This window comes from Macrococcoides goetzii (genome assembly GCF_002742385.2).
In the GTDB taxonomy this organism is placed as follows: Bacteria; Bacillota; Bacilli; order Staphylococcales; family Staphylococcaceae; genus Macrococcoides; species Macrococcoides goetzii.
The window spans coordinates 145758-164125 of sequence record NZ_MJBI02000002.1 but is presented as its reverse complement, the minus strand read 5'-3'; the positions used below and the strand labels follow the sequence as shown (position 1 = coordinate 164125).

Sequence of the window (18368 nt, the reverse complement as noted above, 5' to 3'; positions counted from 1 at the left end):
TCTATAAACTATCGTAATCTGATTGAGTTGACGTTCTGAATAGCTTCGTTACACCAGTCTGATCCAATGCTTTAACAATTAAATATGACAACACCCCGGTTACTAATGCGCCACTAATCAAACGCATTATAATATAAAGCAGCACGTTCCATCCTGCTACTTCAGACATATATCCATAGAAATACTCAACTGGCAGACTTATAATTGCAGCTGCAACACCCGCTAATATACACACCATCATGCTACGTGATTGATATTTGAATAACATAAATACAAATTCACATGCCAAACCTTGTAAAAATGCAAAAACAAACGTTGGAATATCAAATTTCCCCATTACAATTGTCTCTCCTGCACCTGCTGCAAACTCAGCCAGTAATGCAATTCCTGCTTTTGGAACAATTAAATAAGCCACAACTGCAGCCATAAACCAAACACCATATATTAACTGTTCAAAATGTAGCCCCAGTGGTTTCATCGCCTCATAAGGTAACCAGACAAAATTGTACGCTACCGCAAATAATACTGCTACTAATACTGTCACTAAAATTTCTGACAACTTCAAACCCTGACTATGTCTGTTCATTTTCATTCCTCCATAAAAAATACGCATCCTTCTATAAAGAAGACTGCGTACGGAAAAATAGCCACACTTATACTGTGACTATACACTTCCCTACGCTAGTATCATCTAGATCAGGTTCAAAGGGTCTAAGGCTACAGCCTTATCTCAGTTTTTAATAAAACACCCCTAGTGCGCTTATTTGATTTGTTATTTTTACAGTACTCGCGAAACTAAATTTTGTCAACTCGAAATTTTATTTCATCAACATATTACTATACAAATATTGATTGCATAAACATTCATTTAAGCTCATAATGTGGATTAACAAATTGACTAAAGGAGCTCGCTTTATGAATAAAATTGTAATACGCAAAGTTACAGAAAACGATCTCAATACTCTAATCAATATAAGCAAAAAAACATTCGATGATACTTTCAGACCGGATAATAAGGATGAAGTTATCGATCATTACTTAAAGACATCTTTCACTAAAGAAAAGATGATGACTCAGCTTAATGATCCACATTCAGAATTTTATTTTGCTTTAATCAAAGAACAAGTTGCTGGTTACTTAAAAATTAATACCAATGCTGCTCAAACAGAAAATATAACGGATAATTCACTCGAAATTGAGCGAATTTATGTCGACAAAACTTTTCAAAAACAAGGTATTGGTAAACATTTATATGAAAAGGCAGTATCACGTGCACAAGATCAAAACATCAAAAAAATATGGCTGGGTGTATGGGAACATAACCATAATGCATTAGATTTTTATAAAAAAATCGGCTTTAAACATATCGATTCTCATGTCTTTCAAATGGGCGATGAAGCACAGACCGACTATATAATGATGCTTGATTTAGTATAATGTTCACCTTTTCACAAATTAACTATATACACGTTACTCAGTAACAGATATAATAATATTGTATTTATCACATTCATGTTTATTCATAAAATTTTGTTCAACAGGAGGCTCTACAATGGCTATTGAAATTCCAGCTAAAACTATCGAAGATACTTATGCTTCGAAAGGTAACATTGAAAACGTATTAAACCAAGTAGCAATGAAAGAAGTGATGGCAGATAAGACCCCTGGGCGCTATATGTTAAAAGCGATTATGTCAGGTTTTTTACTAGCTATTATGGCAGTGCTTCAACTTGCAGCTAAGACACAATTTGCTTCAACTGAAAATGCAGGGCTTATCAATTTAGTAGGGGCAATTGCATTCAGTATCGCACTCGTAATGATCGTACTTACTAATTCTGAATTATTAACAAGTAACTTTATGTTCTTTACAGTGGGTTATTATTTCAAAACAATCACAATGGGTAAAATTATAAAAATATTTACGTTATGTTTCCTGGGAAATATTATTGGTGGATTTATCTTATTTGGAATGATGACAGGCACTAAAGTTATGACACCTGAAATGGTAGCAGCATTAACGAAAACAGTAGATGCAAAAACAATAGCATCAAGTTGGCATGCAATTCTAATTAAAGGGATATTCGCTAACTTCTTTATCAATATCGGTATTTATATTTCGTTACAATGTAAGGAAGTATTAGCTAAAGTATTCTTTATCGGTATCGGAGTAGTTATCTTTGTATTTATGGCTTACGAACACGTTGTTTACAATGCAGGATTGTTTGCCGGAATGATGTTCTACAATATCGATGCATTATCTTGGATCGATGTGCTTAAAAATATCTTCTACGCATATATCGGTAACTACATCGGTGGTGGTTTATTCATCGGATTAGTCTATGCATACTTAAACGGTAGAAGAGACGATGTCATCAGAAACTAAATAACTTTTTATTTGCGTGAAGTGTATACTTCACGCATTTTTTATATTTTTTTGATCATGCAATAAGCCGGATATCTTTCACCCTCTATTTGATTACCTTGTTCAAATCCAAGTTTTAAATACATGTCGTGTGCAACCGTATTGGGTACATCCACAAGTAACGTTATATATTTTATATGCGGAAAATGACTCATAATAAATTCCGGTAAAGCAATTAACGCTTGTTTTGCATAACCATTTCTTAAGTGTCGATAATCAGTCGCAAAAGATCTTATGTATATACTGTTATCCACTTCAAATTTGCTTTCAAATTCACTATGTTCATGTAACACAAAAAATACAACAGGTATTCCCTCGTCATTTAACCCAAAAATTGGTGTGCGATTAGTATCCTCTTTTGCCACACTGATGTTTACTTCCGGACTTTTCACAAACTTTAATTGTTCTTCAGTTAACTCAAATTGTAATAGTAAATCTTCGTAGTTTTGTGTATATCGAATAAGTTTCATAAAGTTCTCTCTTCCTCTCAAAAATCATCTTATTTCATAAGGATTATTATTAAATTATAACAAATAGATGTAAATACTGTTTATTTGTATATTTATCAGGGAAAACATTCAAAAAAGATATGGAGGGTTTATATGGACATTAATCAATATAAAGTAACACCCAATACTAAATTTGATTTTAATAATTATAAATCAACAGAAAATGAAAAACAAAATAACGATAAAATAAAAAACGATATCATACCTGATTTAACAGAAAAACTTGAAGAGCTCCACCTAAAATTACATGCTGCTGAAAAAAATGGTATCATCGTTGTGCTGCAGGCGCTAGATGCCGCCGGAAAAGATGAAGTTATCAGTTATATCTTCTCTAATCTAAGTGCACAGGGATTAAAGACTACTTCTTTTGGTAAGCCGAATGACACAGAACTTAAACATGACTATTTATGGCGTTATCATGAAGGGCTGCCTGAGCGTGGGCAAATTGGAATTTTTAATCGCTCATACTATGAAGATGTACTTGCGCCAAGAATACATGATTCTGTTGAAGAACATGAAACGCCAAATAATGAAGTAGATGAATCAATTTGGAAAACACGATACCGTCAAATCAATGATTATGAACGTTATTTAACCGAAAATGGATTTGAAGTGATTAAATTCTTCTTCAACATGTCTAAAGATGAGCAACGTGATCGTTTACTTGAGCGAATGACTAATAAAGATAAGAACTGGGAATTTTCATTCAATGACGTAAAAGAACGTGAGTATTGGGATGACTATCAAAAAATATTCTCTGAAATGTTAGAAGCTACATCTACTGAACATAGTCCGTGGTTCATTTTACCTGCAGATGATGAATGGCATACAAGACGTATCGTTACAGAAGTTATGATAGATACAATAAAGCGATTAAAACCTGAGTTTCCTGAAATTTCACAAGAAAATCAAGAGAAACTAGAGGAATATATCAATAAATTAAAAAATAACTAACAAAAAATTTCAAAATAAATATTTGACAATTCAGAATAATCGTTTTAGAATTATGTTTAATTCTTACAACTAAATATTACTTATCCAGAGTGGTGGAGGGACTGGCCCTATGAAACCCAGCAACCTATTCAATTAGGTGCTAATTCCAGCAGGTATAACCTGAAAGATGAGCTTATGAGTCTACTTCTTTGAGGTAGACTCATTTTTTTGCTCCTCTTATTAAATTTAGTGTGGAATACAATTTAATGCCAGGAGGAATTCATTATGACAAATCAGTACAAATTTGAAACTCTGCAAGTTCATGCAGGACAAGTTATCGACAAGGAAACAAATGCACGTGCACTTCCGATTTATCAAACAACATCATTTACATTCAACGATACGGAACATGCTGCAAATCTCTTCGGTTTAAAAGAATTAGGTAACATCTATTCAAGACTTACAAATCCTACAACAGCTGCTTTTGAGACACGTGTTGCTGAACTTGAAGGTGGTGTAGCAGGTGTCGCTGTCGCATCAGGAATGGCTGCCATTACTTATGCGATACAAACGATTGCGAACAGCGGTGACCACATCGTAGCGACTACAAACTTATATGGTGGAACACACACTTTATTCGAACATACATTTAAGAAATTCGGTATTGAAGCAACACTCGTGGATACGACAAATTTAGAACATGTAAAAGAGGCATTAAAAGATAATACAAAAGCTATTTTTGTAGAAACTATCGGTAATCCTGAAGGAAATGTTGAAGATATTGAAGCGCTTGCAAACATTGCACACAATCATGGTATTCCTTTAATCGTCGATAATACTTTTGCTTCTCCCTATCTGTGTCGTCCAATTGAGTTTGGTGCAGATATTGTCGTACATTCCGCAACGAAATTTATAGGAGGACATGGTACTTCAATTGGTGGCGTCATTATTGATAGTGGTAATTTTGACTGGGATAATGGTAAGTTTGCAAACTTATCCGAACCTGATCCAAGCTATCATAATCTCATTTTTACCGAAGCTTTTGGTGAAGCTGCCTATGCCTTTAAGATACGCACAACACTACTCAGAGATACTGGTGCAGCAATTTCACCGTTCAATTCATTTTTATTAACCCAAGGATTAGAAACACTTTCGCTTCGTGTAGAGCGTCACGTGGAAAATACACAAAAAGTAATCGCGTTTCTTTCAAATCACGATAAGGTTGCCTGGATTAAATATGCAGATACACCAGACAGTCCATACAAAACATTGCAAGAAAAATACTTACCGAAAGGTGCAGGTTCTATCTTTACGTTCGGAGTTAAAGGTGGACGTGAAGCTGGTAAGAAGTTTATCGAATCACTTGAGCTCTTCTCTTTACTTGCAAATGTTGGAGATGCAAAATCGCTTATCATTCATCCCGCTTCTACTACACATGCACAACTTACAGAAGCTGAACAACTCGCAGCAGGTGTAAGTCCAGAAACGATTCGAATTTCTATTGGCATTGAACATATCGATGATATCATCGCAGACCTGGAACAAGGATTAAGTGTGATTTAATTGGTTGTTCCTCGTATTCTAATCGTTAATTTAATGCCAAATCAATTCGAAACGGAACTGCAGTTTAAACATCATTTTAAAACAGCTATGATTGATTTTTTATATTTAGAGACACATCAAACAAATACTGAAAAAAGAAATTATGCTAAGCAACATTATATAAATTTCGAACAAGCTCAACGATACGATTATGATGCGTTAATCGTAACAGGAGCACCTGTAGAGCATCTTCCTTTTGCATCTGTTTATTATTATGAAGAACTTAAAAGCATCATAGATTGGTCTAAAGCGCAACAACATACACGGTTGTTTATTTGCTGGGCAGCACAATTTGCGTTACATCACTATTACAATATTGAGAAATTCACTTTTAAAGGTAATAAGAAATTGTTTGGTATATATACTTATAATGTTCTGGTGGATCATCCTTTAACAAATAATTTTCAAAGCTACTATATACCCCAATCACGCTATACAAATTTTCTGATACAAGATATTAAAGATAAGACTGACTTAACCATAATCAGCACTCATCCTGAATTTGGTGCAGATTTATTAATATCAAAAGATAATAAAGATATTTATATTAATGGCCATTTAGAGTATGCACCTAATACGCTGCATACGGAATATATTCGTGATTGTAAAAAAGGGCTAACAATTTCATTCCCTAAAAATTACTACGCTCATGATAATTCTAGTGATTTAGTAATACAGCGATGGAAACCTTTTGCTGATTCATTCTTCAATGCCTTTGTAACGATACTTAGCACAGACAAAAGTAAGTGATAATGTTAAAAATTTACAAAATTTTAAACATTGTGTTAATTCCTTTTATATACATTCCTTTCGTTAGAATTACTTAATTATTTGCGTTACGATAAGAGTAATACTATACGCAAAGGAATGTTCGTTATGAAAAATGAAAAATGGCATCAACGCTCTATCGATGACACACTTCATGCGTTTAACACCTCAATAAATAGCGGTTTGTCCCATGAACAAGTCGAAGCAAACCAGTCAACTTATGGTCTAAATGCACTTCCAGCAAAGCGAGAGAAGCCTAAAATCATTAAGTTTTTCGGCCACTTTAACGATATTTTAATATATGTATTACTAGTTGCTGCAGCGATTACAGGATTTTTAGGACACTTTCTTGATATGTCGGTTATCATTCTTGTTGCAGTTATTAATGCAATCATTGGTTATGTACAGGAATCGCGTGCTGAAAAAGCATTAGAAAGTATTCGTAAAATGATGACGAGTGAGGCCGTAGTAATTCGTGATGGTCGTAGTCAAACTATTCCAGGCGAACAATTGACAATCGGAGATATCGTTATTTTATCATCCGGTGAGAAGATACCTGCAGACTTACGGTTAATAGAAGCGAATAATTTAAAGATTGAAGAGTCTGCTTTAACCGGTGAATCTGTACCCGTCCAAAAAAATATACGTAAAATCACAGAAGATGCTGTACTCGGTGATAGAAAAAATATGGCTTATTCAAGCTCATCTATTACTTCAGGTTCTGGAATCGGTGTCGTTGTTGCAATCGGAAAAGACACTGAACTTGGTAAGATTAATCAGGCAATGACTGACACAGAACAGATGACAACCCCATTGATGCAACAAACCGGTCAGTTCGGTAAATCAGTGAGTATTGGTATCGTTGTAATTTCTATCGCAATTTATTTATTTGGTTTGTTTTATAACAATTATCCAGCAGGCGAACTACTCTTATCTGTTATCGCACTTGCAGTTGGCGCTATACCGGAGGGATTACCTGCTGTCATTTCAATTATTTTAGCACTTGGTGTTCAGTCGATGGCAAAGAATAATGCCATCGTAAAGAACTTACCTTCAGTGGAAACTTTAGGTTCAGTTTCAGTGATTTGCACCGATAAAACTGGTACGCTTACCAAAAACGAAATGACTGTAACTTCAATTGATTTAATGCATAATCGTTATGAAGTTACGGGCACAGGTTATGAACCAATCGGAGAAATTATACCCAAACATACTGAAACACCAGAAACAGAACAAGAATTATACCAGTTCTTAACATGCGTTAAAACAGTCAATGAAGCACGTCTCTCACAAGATGAAAATGGTCATTTTCAAATTACCGGTGAGCCCACTGAAGGCTGCTTAATGACACTCGTACATAAAACTAATTTAGAAATTCCAAACTTACAGGCAATCGATAAAATCCCATTTGATTCACTTTATAAATATATGGCATATCTCGTCGAAGATCAGGGCAAGAAACGCATTTATATCAAAGGAGCACCTGACAGAATATTCGATCGTGTATTTACCAATTCTGATGATAGACAGGTCTGGGAAGATAAATTAAGTGTAATCGCTAAAGAAGGTAAACGATTAATTGCAGCAGGATATAAAGATGTGCCTCGTGACACAACCACACTCTCACATGACGATTTACAAAGTGGCATCACCTTGCTTGGGTTAGTAGGGATTATAGATCCTCCACGTGAATCTTCAATAAAAGCAGTAAAAGAATGTCAAAAAGCCGGAATTGCCGTAAAAATGATTACAGGTGACCATAAAGAAACTGCAATGGCAATTGGGAAACAACTCGGAATCGGTGATGGTACTAAGGCCATTGAAGGTCGCGAACTCGATAATATGAATGAAGACGCATTATACGAAGCCGCGATTGAATACGATGTGTTTGCAAGAACAAGTCCCGAGAATAAATTACAACTCGTAAAAGCATTGCAAAAACATGACGAAATAACATCGATGACCGGTGATGGTGTTAACGATGCACCAGCATTAAAACGTGCTGATATCGGTGTTGCAATGGGCATTAAAGGAACTGAAGTATCTAAAGATGCCGCGCGTATGATACTGGTTGACGATAACTTTGAAACAATTGTAGATGCGGTACGCGAAGGACGTCGTGTCTATGATAACCTGAAGAAAACAATACTATTCATTTTACCGACAAACGGTTCTCAAGGACTACTCATTTTAGCAGCGATTCTATTTGGCATATCCATACCACTTACTCCTGTCCAGGTACTTTGGGTGAACATGGTAACAGCGATTACCATATCTTTTGCACTTGCATTTGAACCTCTCGAACCAGGTGCAATGAACAGAAAGCCAAGACATAAATCTACACCGTTACTAAGTCATTATTTCTTATTTAGAATACTACTCGTATCAGTCATTGTAGCTGGTGGAATACTTCTTGCAAATATGTATTTAAGTCATCTTGGTCTACATAAAACTGTACTGAATACAATCACATTGCAATCACTAGTATTTGCTTTAATCTTCCATCTATTTAATTGCAGACACTTAAATCAATTTGCAATTAATCAAGATTTCTTTAAGAATAAAGTCGCATTTATCGTCTCTGGTTTACTCTTCACATTACAATTACTCATTACGTATGTGCCATTTTTTAATACGATATTAAAAACTGCTCCACTAACATTTTCACAATGGATGATTCCGTTAGGTATCGGAACTGCTGTTTTTATCCTGATTGAAATCGAGAAATGGATTACAAGAAACATATTTAAATATGAGGCATAAGATATTTCGCGTAAACAAATACCCGTAGCACGTTTAAGTGTGCTACGGGTATTTATAATTAATAGTATGTTATTCTACCCATGGATCATCTTTTGTTTGTTTCTGCTGGAATATATATTTGATATTATCATCGTCGTCATAAACAATAAGTATTGCAAAATTATTTCCTTTTCTATCATTATCTATAACCTGGACGGAATCTCCATTCATCTCCCCATTCCAGTCATTCGGTTGCCACGCTTCCTCTGCTTCATCTTTCGTTGCAACATCGTAAGGATTCGGGATAATATAGATTTGTTCTACTTTATCATCTTTATATTCAATACCCATATTCCCATATTTCAATAAGTTGTCATTATCAGGATCTACTAAATCTGATTCATCACCTAATAATTGTTCAACTTCTGTTTTATCCATCCCAATTTCAATATCGTTATAGCCATCTGTTCTATCTTTAGACATATATGTATCCAGAAAATCTTTTGAACGCGTATCTATTGTTCTACGCTCTTCTTGTTCTTCCTGCACCAATTCTTGTCTTTCTTGGGAACGTTCCTGAAACTCCGCAATCTTATCTTCATCAAATTTTTCAACTGCAACATCGGATTCACTCATATTAATAACTAGTTCTCCATTAATCTTTTCATCTTCTATTTCTTTTTGAGCATCAAATTGATAATCTCCTAAAACAAAGTTACCTAATTTAACTTGCTCATACATCGTTGTTTCAATTGCAACAGATTTATCATTAACTTTATAATTCAAAATTCCATCTGAACCGGGTGATAAATAGATTTCTTTCTGAGGAACTTTGAAGCTATATTTATCAAATATGCCATACTTTTTACCGTCTTTTGCTACATTCATTACTTCACCTGAGTCATGTGTAATAGATGTACCACTTTCGTTATTATCAATTTCTTTTTTCGCTTCTAATAGGCTTGTCTTTAAATCAATACCCTTCGCTTTATTGTATGCAATATAAGCTTTAGCTTCTTCTTCAGAAAGGTAAGCATCTCCACTTTTTAAAAGATCCGATAATTGTTTGGCATCATCTTTTTGAATTGCATTTGTAATAGCAGTGACAGAATTATTGTAAGAAAATTGCTGTCCAAGTATAAAATAAGCCAGAGCTAATAAAGCAATAAATCCTAATACTGTACTGAATAAAATTATCGTCTTTTTTGACATCGGTTGTCTTTGAACTTTTGGCTGCTGTGATACATTTGTGTATTGATCTGTAAATGTTTTTTGTGTTTTTTCATAATTTTGAATCGGCGTCACAATTCGGTCTTCTTTTTGTTCAACTTTTGTACCACAGTTCGTACAGACTTTATGATTTGGTTTTAATTCATGCCCACAATTTTTACAGTATTTCATAATAACCTCCAGGAGTATAATTTACTATATACTCCTAATTATATCTGATAGCACAAAACGAACCTATAAACCTAAATCAATCCAAAAAATAATTCTGATTATTTATTTGTTAATTTAAGCTAGTTAATCACTTATTATGCTTTTTAAAGTTTGATTTTCATCGTTGTTCCCATATCTATTTCACTCTCAATATCGATAGTAAAGTCATGTACATCTAAAATTACTTTAACGATTGCCATGCCTAGACCATTTGAAGTGACATTATCTTCGTTTACATTCGACTTATAGAAACGCTCAAAAATCATTTTTCTCGTCTCATCAGTCATCCCATAACCATGATCTTCAATAATGAATTGTTTATTATTCTGTTCTTCTTTCAATTCAATATGAATTTCACTGTCATTCGGGCTATATTTAATCGCATTCGATAATAAATTAGTAATCATTTGATAGCATAAATCTCTATTTCCCAGGACATATACATCTTCTAGCGTGGTACTCAAAAATATATCTTTCTGATTAATAGTGTACATATTATCTCGAATAACTTCCTGAATAAGCATTTTAAAATTAAAGTTTTGTTTCGTTAATGATATTTTATTCTGCTCAATTGAGGCTAAAAGTAATAACTGCTTCGTCAGACCACTTAAACGTAATGATTGATGTTCAATCTGATTAAGTAAACTCAAATCTTGTGTTTCTTTCAATTTTTTTATTTGTCCGATTAAATTTGTAATTGGAGATTGTATTTCATGACTTACATTTGCCACAAAGCGCTGATTAATTTCCTCATGTTGCTTTATCTTCTTACTCATCTCATTCATTTCTTCAGCAAGAACTCCTAATTCATCTTTACGATTAACCGTTGTTTGGTAACCACTTTGTTCACCAATACGTTGCGCGGCTTTTTTTAGTTCGATTACCGGGTGCACAATATATTTTGATGAAATAAAGACGAGTAATATTGATATGACAATCGTTAAAAGCAATAATACTGCTAAAAATGATCGGAATTCATGCATACTTTCACCAACATCCGGTCTAATAAACACTGTATATTGCTGATGATTGATCTGCATTTTCGTGCCTACTGTATTTCTTGATTCATTATCAAAAAATCCAGTGATGAATAGATTGAATGGGCGATTTTTAATACCGTGATAAACACCATCTCGTTCCATTTTAATCGTATCTAATTTGAGGTTATCTAATCTAAATTTTGTGCCATAATTTTCTTTCATACCGTTATTATTAATCGCAAGTACTTGAAAATTTAAATTTCCAAGTTGCGCAAAAAATGCCTGTGGTTTTATTTCAGGGTGTTTTTCAATATATTTTTTTTGAGATAATAATACTTGCGTCACCCTTGCATCATTTTGTTCTTTCAATATGACGTGATAATACATATTAGAAATGACAAAAGCAATTACTGCACTAATGAGCATGACATGAAGCGTTGTAACAATAAACCTTGTAGATAAATGTTTAAACATGATGCACCTTATACCCTACACCACGTACTGTTACGATTTCCATTTGCGTATCATAATTTTCTAATCGCTTCCTTATACGTTTAATATGAACATCCACGGTACGTTCATCTCCCTCAAAATCAAGCCCCCAAATTGCTTCAATTAATTGTTCACGCGTAGCGATATTAGGTTGATGTTTAACTAAATAATACAGTAGTTCAAATTCTTTACGTGGCAAATAAAGTGTGTCCTGATGTATATGGAGTTCATATGTATCCTGGTCTAGTTCCACATTTCCTATTTTAATTGATGTGATATCTAAGTTATAGCGTTTCAAGATTGCATTCGCTCTAAAAAGTAATTCGTCAAATTCAAAAGGCTTTGTAACATAGTCATCACTACCCGCTTCAAATGCGATGCGTTTATCACCCAACGCATCACGTGCTGTAAGCATAATAACCGGCAGTTGAAAACTCTCTTTTATCGTTTCACATAATTCAAATCCGTTCATTCCGGGCATCATAATATCAACTACACACAAATCTATCTTCTCATTTTCCAAAACTTTAAGAGCAGCCTCTCCACTATCTGCGCTATATACTTCATAATGATGTTTTATAAATCCTTCCACTACTTGATTTCTAATACTTTGTTCATCATCTACAATTAAAATTTTATTTTTCATCCAATATACTCCTTTGTTCATATTCTGTTCATATTGATTGTTTATGATAACACTATCAACAAAACGAGAAAGGTGATCATTATGAATTTAGCACTTAAAGAAATTACGTATTACAAAATGAAATATGTATTGATTGCAGCAATCATATTTCTATTAGCATTTCTGGTATTATTTGTTTCAAGTTTAGCACAAGGTTTAGGAAAAGATAATATTTCGTTTATAGAACATATGGATGGTAAGTATTTTGTCGTTTCAGAAGATGCAGATAACAATTTGCTCAACGCTCCACTTGATAAAGAAGATGTAAAAGTTTTAAAAGATTTTAATATTCCTTTAGTTCAGATGCAACCGATTAAAATTCAAAACAACGATAAATTTTTACTGACTACTATTTCTAAATTACATGCATTGCCAAAAGATGGCGATGTTGCTCTAGATGTTCATCTTAATAAGTCGTATGACTTAAAAGATAAACTAAATATTGTAGATAGCAAAGAAAATTTACATATTTCAGACTTTGAAAAATTTCAAATGTATTCACATATGCCTGTTGGTCTTGTTAATCAAGCAACTTATAACAAAGTTGTACCTCATGAAGCAATCAACACAGCAATCATTAATCAGCATGTATTAGACAATGTTTCAATTAAAGATTTAAAACAAAATTTAAAACATTCCAAAATCATAACACCAGAAGATGCGATGAAAGCTATCCCTAGTTATGAAGCTGAACAGATGCCTTTAAATTTAATGGTATTTTTCTTATTTTTAATCTCTGCCATCGTCATTACTGTATTCTTCTACATTATTACGATTCAAAAGACAACTGAATACGGCATTTTAAAAGCAATTGGAACAAGTCATAAAAAACTTATATTTAAACTGATTCAGGAAGTATTTATTATAGTAATTTTTAGTGTGTCATTAGCTATCGTTATTATTACAGCCATCAATAACTTTATGCCACCAGGCATGCCATTTTATCTAAATAATAATCTTATTATGATTCTAGCTGGACTGTTCTTATTTGTATCGTTTATTGGTGTAATGTTATCTATCATCAAGGTGCTTAAGATTGATCCAATAGAAGCAATAGGAGGAGAATAATATGATTCACGTGAAACATCTTACAAAATCATTTAAACAAGGTGATACTGAAGTAACAGTATTAAAAGATATTAATTTTGAAGTCGCACCAGGTGAAATCGTATGTCTATATGGACCATCTGGTTCTGGGAAAAGTACATTACTCACGATTATTGGTGCATTACTTAAACCAACGCGAGGTGATGTACTGATTGATAATCGATCAATAACTACATTGAAACAGCATGAACTTACACAACTTCGTTTAAGTGAAATAGGCTTTATCTTTCAAGCCTCACATCTTGTTCCATTCTTAAAAGTGAAAGAACAATTGATGCACGTAGCGCTTGAAAATAAAATGGAGAAGAAAAAAGCGAGCAAACGTGCTGATGAATTACTCAACACTTTCGGTCTTGGACATCGTACAAAACAATATCCTAAAAATTTATCAGGTGGAGAAAAACAACGTGTTGCCATTGCACGTGCCTTCATGAATGACCCTTCATTAATACTTGCTGACGAACCTACAGCAAGTCTTGACTTTGAGCGTGCAACACAAGTCATTGAAGCGATCCGTGAACGTGTAAAAGCACAACAAAGTGCGTGTATCATCATCACTCACGATGATCGTATTTTTAAATATGCTGATCATCTTTATCGTTTAGAAGGCGGAAAGATGGTAAAAGAAAGACAAATATAAACAAAATAAACCAAAGACATATTAACGTCTTTGGTTTATTATTATGGGAGAATTTCTTATTTTTTTTAATGTGTAACTTCTGAAGTTGCGATACCCGTCACTGACTTGACTTGAACTTCCTTAAATTTCTCTTCTGTATCTGCCTTACCTAAAAATGTACCTAGGAATGCTGCAATAAAACCTGCTGGAACAGAAATAATCGCAGGATTAGCAAGCGGGAAAATAGGATCCATATTTATAAAACCTGTTCCTGCCGGGTTCATAACATTCGGACTTAAAATCACCAATATAATTGATGTCAAAAGTCCTACAACGATCCCTGCTATAGCACCTTGCGTATTAAATCTCTTCCAGAATATCGTATAAACAATTACCGGTAAGTTTGCACTCGCTGCTACACAGAATGCCAATGATACTAAGAAAGCAACGTTCATATTTTGTGCAAATAACGCTAATACAATCGAAAGAATAGAAACTGCTAATGAGGCAATCTTTGCTGCACTCATTTGTTCTTTCTCACTAATGTTACCCTTCTTAATAATCTCACCATAAATATCATGTGCAAATGCAGAAGCTCCTGATAACACAAGACCTGCAACAACTGCTAAAATCGTTGCAAATGCTACAGCACAGACAAATGACATGAGCAAATCTCCACCAAGTTTATCTGCAAGTAACGGTGCAGCCATATTTCCAGCAGGATTCGCTTTTATAATTTCTTCACGAGATAAAAGACTAGCAGCACCAAAACCTAAAAATATCGTTAAAATATAAAAAATACCGATAATCCAAGTTGCCCACATTACAGAGCTTCTTGCTGTTTTAGCATCACTCACTGTAAAGAAACGCATTAATATATGTGGTAAACCTGCCGTTCCAAATAACAGGGCAATAATCAGCGAAATATTATCAAGGGGTGATTTACCTTGGGAACCTGGATTAATATATTCTCCTTTAAAGTCAGCTGATTTAATATTTTTCATCTGACCAAACATTTCAGCAATGCTGAAGTTAAAGTGTTTTAATACTAGAAAAGAAATGAGGAGCGTTCCAACCATTAGAAGAATCGCTTTAACCATTTGAACCCAGCTTGTTGCTGTCATCCCGCCAAACAATACATAAACCGTCATCATAATGCCAACAATAATAACCGCCCAAGTATATGGAATATTAAATAACAGTTGAATTAATGCACCTGCACCAACAAGCTGTGCTAACATATAGAATATTACTATCGTGATTGATGAAACTGCAGCCATCGCACGCACTTTTTTTAATTCAAAACGTGCTGCGATCATGTCTGCTAAAGTATATTTCCCTAAATTTCTTAATGGTTCAGCAACGATGTATAATACGATTAAATATGCCGTTAAATAGCCAATACTATAGAAGAAGCCATCGAATCCCCAAAGTGCGATAGCTCCCGCAATACCTAGAAATGATGCTGCCGATAAATAATCTCCTGCAATCGCTAAACCATTTTGCCAGCCTGTTAAACCTCCACCCGCTGTATAAAAATCTTCAGCAGAATTCGTTCTTTTTGAAGCAAAATATGTAATAAGTAGCGTTAAACTTACAAAAAATAAGAACATGATAATGACTGTCATATTCATGAGCGAGACCCCCTTTTATACTCATTAATGATTCGCTCACTTGCGGCATCGAACTGCTTCGCTTTACGCATATAAATTGTAACTAATGTCCAGACCATCACAAATAATAAGAATGCATAAATCCATGCCCATGAAATATTCCAGAAAGCAATATTATTCAAAATTGTCGTATAACCTGTCAGAATCGGAAAGAGCAATGTCGCAACGATAAAGAACAATGTAATTGGAAAAATAAACGTTTTTCTCGCTACAACTAAATCATTGAAATCTTTCGATGCTGCAATTTTGTTATAATCCTGTTGATTCATGAAATCATCTCCCCTTTATGTCGTGTAAAAATTCCTCCCAAGTTTCATTTTATTTATTTGTCAGAATATTGTCAATTTTTAAAATAAAATAACCGTTGATATATTAATCAACGGCTTTATACGAATATTTAATGGATAGCAAGGCTAAAACAATAAATATACTCCCCACAATCATTAAAGCATTGTATGGTAAATGCCAGGCAATGATAAGACCTCCTATTGCTGCTCCGAGTGCCATTCCAAATTGTGTAGATGACGTACTAAATGTTTGATTAAAACCTGCATTTGTATCTGAAATTTGAATTAAGCGCATTTGTGTCGGTGCATTCATCGACCATCCAGTTAGGCCTAACAACATGACATTGATACTTAACGTCCATACATTATACTGCGTCACAATAAAAGCAAGTAAAACAAAGATATAAACTGTCATTAACATCGTTAATGTCTTTTTAACACCTAGTTTTTCTATAAATATACTTCCTAAACCACTTCCGACTATCCCACTTACACCGTACAGTAGATACAGCAGACTTACCATAGATGCTTGTAAGCCTAACTGATTAAAATAAGGGGTTAAATACATATACAAAATGCTTTGACCCACAAAAAATAAGAACGATTGCATATGTGTAAATAGTATTCGATGATCTTTCAAAGCGCCCCACTGACTAAAAAATGACGTCGCTTCTTTTCCTGGAATACTCGGAAAAAATAAAATTACTAAAATTAAAATAATTAAAGATAGAGTGGCCGCAAACAAAAAGATCATCTGCCAATTGAATCGTTCTGTAATTAATATACCGAGTGGAATTCCTAACACGAGTGAACCACTTATACTCATCATTATTATACTAATGGCTTTCGTTTGAAAACTTTGAGAAACTACATTGACCGATAATGATAAACCGAGGCCAATTAACATTGAAACACATATCGCAAGAATAACCCTGGATATTAGTAGCATCGTAAAACTTATGCTTAACGCACTCATTACATTCCCAAAAATAAATAATATGATGAAACCAATCAGTAACTTTTTTCTATTGAACGCTGCTGTTGACGACATCAATATCGGTCCTGCAAGCGCAAAAAATAACGCAAAAATTGTTATCAAATTACCTGCCATCGGAATTGATACATGATAATCTTTCGCAATATAAGGCAATATACCTGAGACCACTAGCTCGGTAAGACCTGCAAGAAATGTAAGCATTGCCAGTATTAATAGATTCTTATTCATATTTATCCTCCAAAAAAATAGCACCTTCCAAATGGAAGGCGCTGCAAGTTGCCAACAAAATTAATTGTCACCTATTAAGTTCATTATATCAATTTATTATATTCTGTAAATACTAACAGCGTACATATTTACGTTTGAAACCAATCCTATTTTTCTCAATCGCTTTCTCAATCGTCTCTAATGGTTTCACTTCGCCAGTTGGTTTGTGCTCTCGATTAAATGGTACGACACCAACTGACTTTGCAACTGCTGTTGCTTTATCATGTAAATCTACATATGAAATTGCTACACATTGAATAAAGTTACCTATCCCTACTTTCGTTCTATCAGGAACAGTATGAATTTCTTTCTCAGCGCGATCTAGCATCTTACTTAACTTTTCGGTATCAATCGTATCATCTTTCTTATGTCCAAGTAACCAGCTATAGCAGTTCCAGCCGGCACTCATCTTTAAATCCTCTCCAGAATCAATCCATTTATCCGCAATTTGCTGCGCAATATCTGCTTCTGAGAGCGTTACTGCTACAACATAATCAGATAACATATAAAAGTATGCGCCATCAATCCATCGCTCATAATCTTCTTCTGTCATAGCATTGGGATCTGCAATTACACCTGCGAAATACATTGCATCATAGTTACCAGTCGCATATAGCTTATCTGCAAGCTCCTGATCTTTCTTGATTATTTTACGCATTGGCTTCATTGCACCCGTTGCTACACCGAATAAAGGTTCTTTTGCGCCATTGCCCATATATATTTTCTTCATACGTTCTTTGCCAAGAGATTCAAGTTCTGCCATTACTTCTTCAAACGTCATTTTTCCATCTCCCTTTTACTCGTAGTATAATGAATATTACATTTATTATACTGATTACTACGGA

General features: G+C 34.1%; 17 protein-coding genes and 2 riboswitches. Of the genes, 8 read left to right on the top strand and 9 right to left on the bottom strand.

Features of this window, described 5'->3' with window-relative positions:
- Position 1 precedes the first annotated feature (1 nt).
- Positions 2-586 carry an ECF transporter S component gene (locus tag BFS35_RS06270; protein ID WP_099579259.1) on the bottom strand — a complete coding sequence of 195 codons (585 nt, stop codon included), beginning with the start codon at positions 584-586 and terminating at the stop codon, positions 2-4.
- Positions 587-656: 70 nt separating this feature from the next.
- Positions 657-763: riboswitch (TPP riboswitch) on the bottom strand.
- Positions 764-915: 152 nt separating this feature from the next.
- Between BFS35_RS06270 and BFS35_RS06265 the strand changes: the two genes are divergently transcribed.
- Together BFS35_RS06265 and BFS35_RS06260 are read left to right on the top strand one after the other, a co-directional pair.
- The gene (locus tag BFS35_RS06265) at positions 916-1437 is read left to right on the top strand and encodes a GNAT family N-acetyltransferase (RefSeq protein ID WP_099579261.1); all 522 of its coding nucleotides are present in this window, start codon (positions 916-918) and stop codon (positions 1435-1437) included.
- Positions 1438-1552: 115 nt separating this feature from the next.
- Positions 1553-2383, top strand: a complete 831-nt coding sequence (locus BFS35_RS06260) for a formate/nitrite transporter family protein (RefSeq protein WP_099579263.1) — start codon at positions 1553-1555, stop codon at positions 2381-2383.
- A 41-nt stretch (positions 2384-2424) separates the two neighbouring features.
- Here the strand turns inward: BFS35_RS06260 and BFS35_RS06255 are convergent, their stop codons facing one another.
- Positions 2425-2892, bottom strand: a complete 468-nt coding sequence (locus BFS35_RS06255; RefSeq protein WP_099579265.1) for a GNAT family N-acetyltransferase — start codon at positions 2890-2892, stop codon at positions 2425-2427.
- Positions 2893-3024: 132 nt separating this feature from the next.
- On the opposite strand from BFS35_RS06255, the gene BFS35_RS06250 reads away from it, so the two are divergent.
- The 4 genes from BFS35_RS06250 (at position 3025) to BFS35_RS06235 (ending at position 8997) form a co-directional block, all read left to right on the top strand.
- Positions 3025-3885 (top strand): PPK2 family polyphosphate kinase, encoded by an 861-nt coding sequence (locus BFS35_RS06250; protein WP_099579267.1) that lies wholly within the window; start codon positions 3025-3027, stop codon positions 3883-3885.
- A gap of 77 nt (positions 3886-3962) precedes the next feature.
- Positions 3963-4058: riboswitch (SAM riboswitch) on the top strand.
- A gap of 91 nt (positions 4059-4149) precedes the next feature.
- The gene (locus tag BFS35_RS06245; protein ID WP_099579269.1) at positions 4150-5427 is read left to right on the top strand and encodes an O-acetylhomoserine aminocarboxypropyltransferase/cysteine synthase family protein; all 1278 of its coding nucleotides are present in this window, start codon (positions 4150-4152) and stop codon (positions 5425-5427) included.
- Positions 5428-6216 carry a homoserine O-acetyltransferase/O-succinyltransferase family protein gene (locus BFS35_RS06240; protein ID WP_099579271.1) on the top strand — a complete coding sequence of 263 codons (789 nt, stop codon included), beginning with the start codon at positions 5428-5430 and terminating at the stop codon, positions 6214-6216. It begins immediately after the preceding gene.
- Between the two features lie 126 nt (positions 6217-6342).
- Positions 6343-8997 (top strand): cation-transporting P-type ATPase, encoded by a 2655-nt coding sequence (locus BFS35_RS06235; protein ID WP_099579273.1) that lies wholly within the window; start codon positions 6343-6345, stop codon positions 8995-8997.
- 69 nt (positions 8998-9066) lie between these two features.
- On the opposite strand, the gene BFS35_RS06230 is transcribed toward BFS35_RS06235, so the two are convergent.
- From BFS35_RS06230 to BFS35_RS06220, 3 genes are all read right to left on the bottom strand, one after another.
- Positions 9067-10377, bottom strand: coding sequence for a TcaA second domain-containing protein (locus BFS35_RS06230; protein WP_099579275.1), 1311 nt, complete (start codon positions 10375-10377; stop codon positions 9067-9069).
- A gap of 143 nt (positions 10378-10520) precedes the next feature.
- Complete coding sequence (locus BFS35_RS06225) at positions 10521-11870, bottom strand: sensor histidine kinase (RefSeq protein ID WP_099579278.1); 1350 nt, start codon at positions 11868-11870, stop codon at positions 10521-10523.
- Complete coding sequence (locus BFS35_RS06220) at positions 11863-12534, bottom strand: response regulator transcription factor (RefSeq protein ID WP_099579280.1); 672 nt, start codon at positions 12532-12534, stop codon at positions 11863-11865. Before BFS35_RS06220 ends, BFS35_RS06225 begins: the two co-directional genes overlap by 8 nt.
- An 81-nt stretch (positions 12535-12615) precedes the next feature.
- Between BFS35_RS06220 and BFS35_RS06215 the strand changes: the two genes are divergently transcribed.
- Both BFS35_RS06215 and BFS35_RS06210 read left to right on the top strand, forming a co-directional pair.
- On the top strand, positions 12616-13641 hold the full coding sequence (locus BFS35_RS06215) for an ABC transporter permease (RefSeq protein WP_099579282.1): 1026 nt from the start codon (positions 12616-12618) through the stop codon (positions 13639-13641).
- A gap of 1 nt (position 13642) precedes the next feature.
- Complete coding sequence (locus BFS35_RS06210) at positions 13643-14320, top strand: ABC transporter ATP-binding protein (protein ID WP_099579284.1); 678 nt, start codon at positions 13643-13645, stop codon at positions 14318-14320.
- A gap of 65 nt (positions 14321-14385) precedes the next feature.
- On the opposite strand, the gene BFS35_RS06205 is transcribed toward BFS35_RS06210, so the two are convergent.
- The 4 genes from BFS35_RS06205 to BFS35_RS06190 all read right to left on the bottom strand — a co-directional run bounded on the left by BFS35_RS06205 (position 14386) and on the right by BFS35_RS06190 (position 18304).
- Positions 14386-15933: a solute symporter family protein gene (locus tag BFS35_RS06205; protein ID WP_099579286.1), complete on the bottom strand. Its 1548-nt coding sequence runs from the start codon at positions 15931-15933 to the stop codon at positions 14386-14388.
- Entirely contained in the window at positions 15930-16241 is a 312-nt protein-coding gene (locus BFS35_RS06200) for a DUF485 domain-containing protein (protein ID WP_099579288.1), read from the bottom strand. The genes BFS35_RS06205 and BFS35_RS06200 overlap by 4 nt, the downstream gene beginning before the upstream one ends.
- Positions 16242-16344: 103 nt before the next feature.
- Complete coding sequence (locus tag BFS35_RS06195) at positions 16345-17484, bottom strand: MFS transporter (protein WP_099579290.1); 1140 nt, start codon at positions 17482-17484, stop codon at positions 16345-16347.
- A gap of 112 nt (positions 17485-17596) precedes the next feature.
- Positions 17597-18304: a DNA alkylation repair protein gene (locus BFS35_RS06190; protein ID WP_099579292.1), complete on the bottom strand. Its 708-nt coding sequence runs from the start codon at positions 18302-18304 to the stop codon at positions 17597-17599.
- Between the last annotated feature and the right edge of the window lie 64 nt (positions 18305-18368).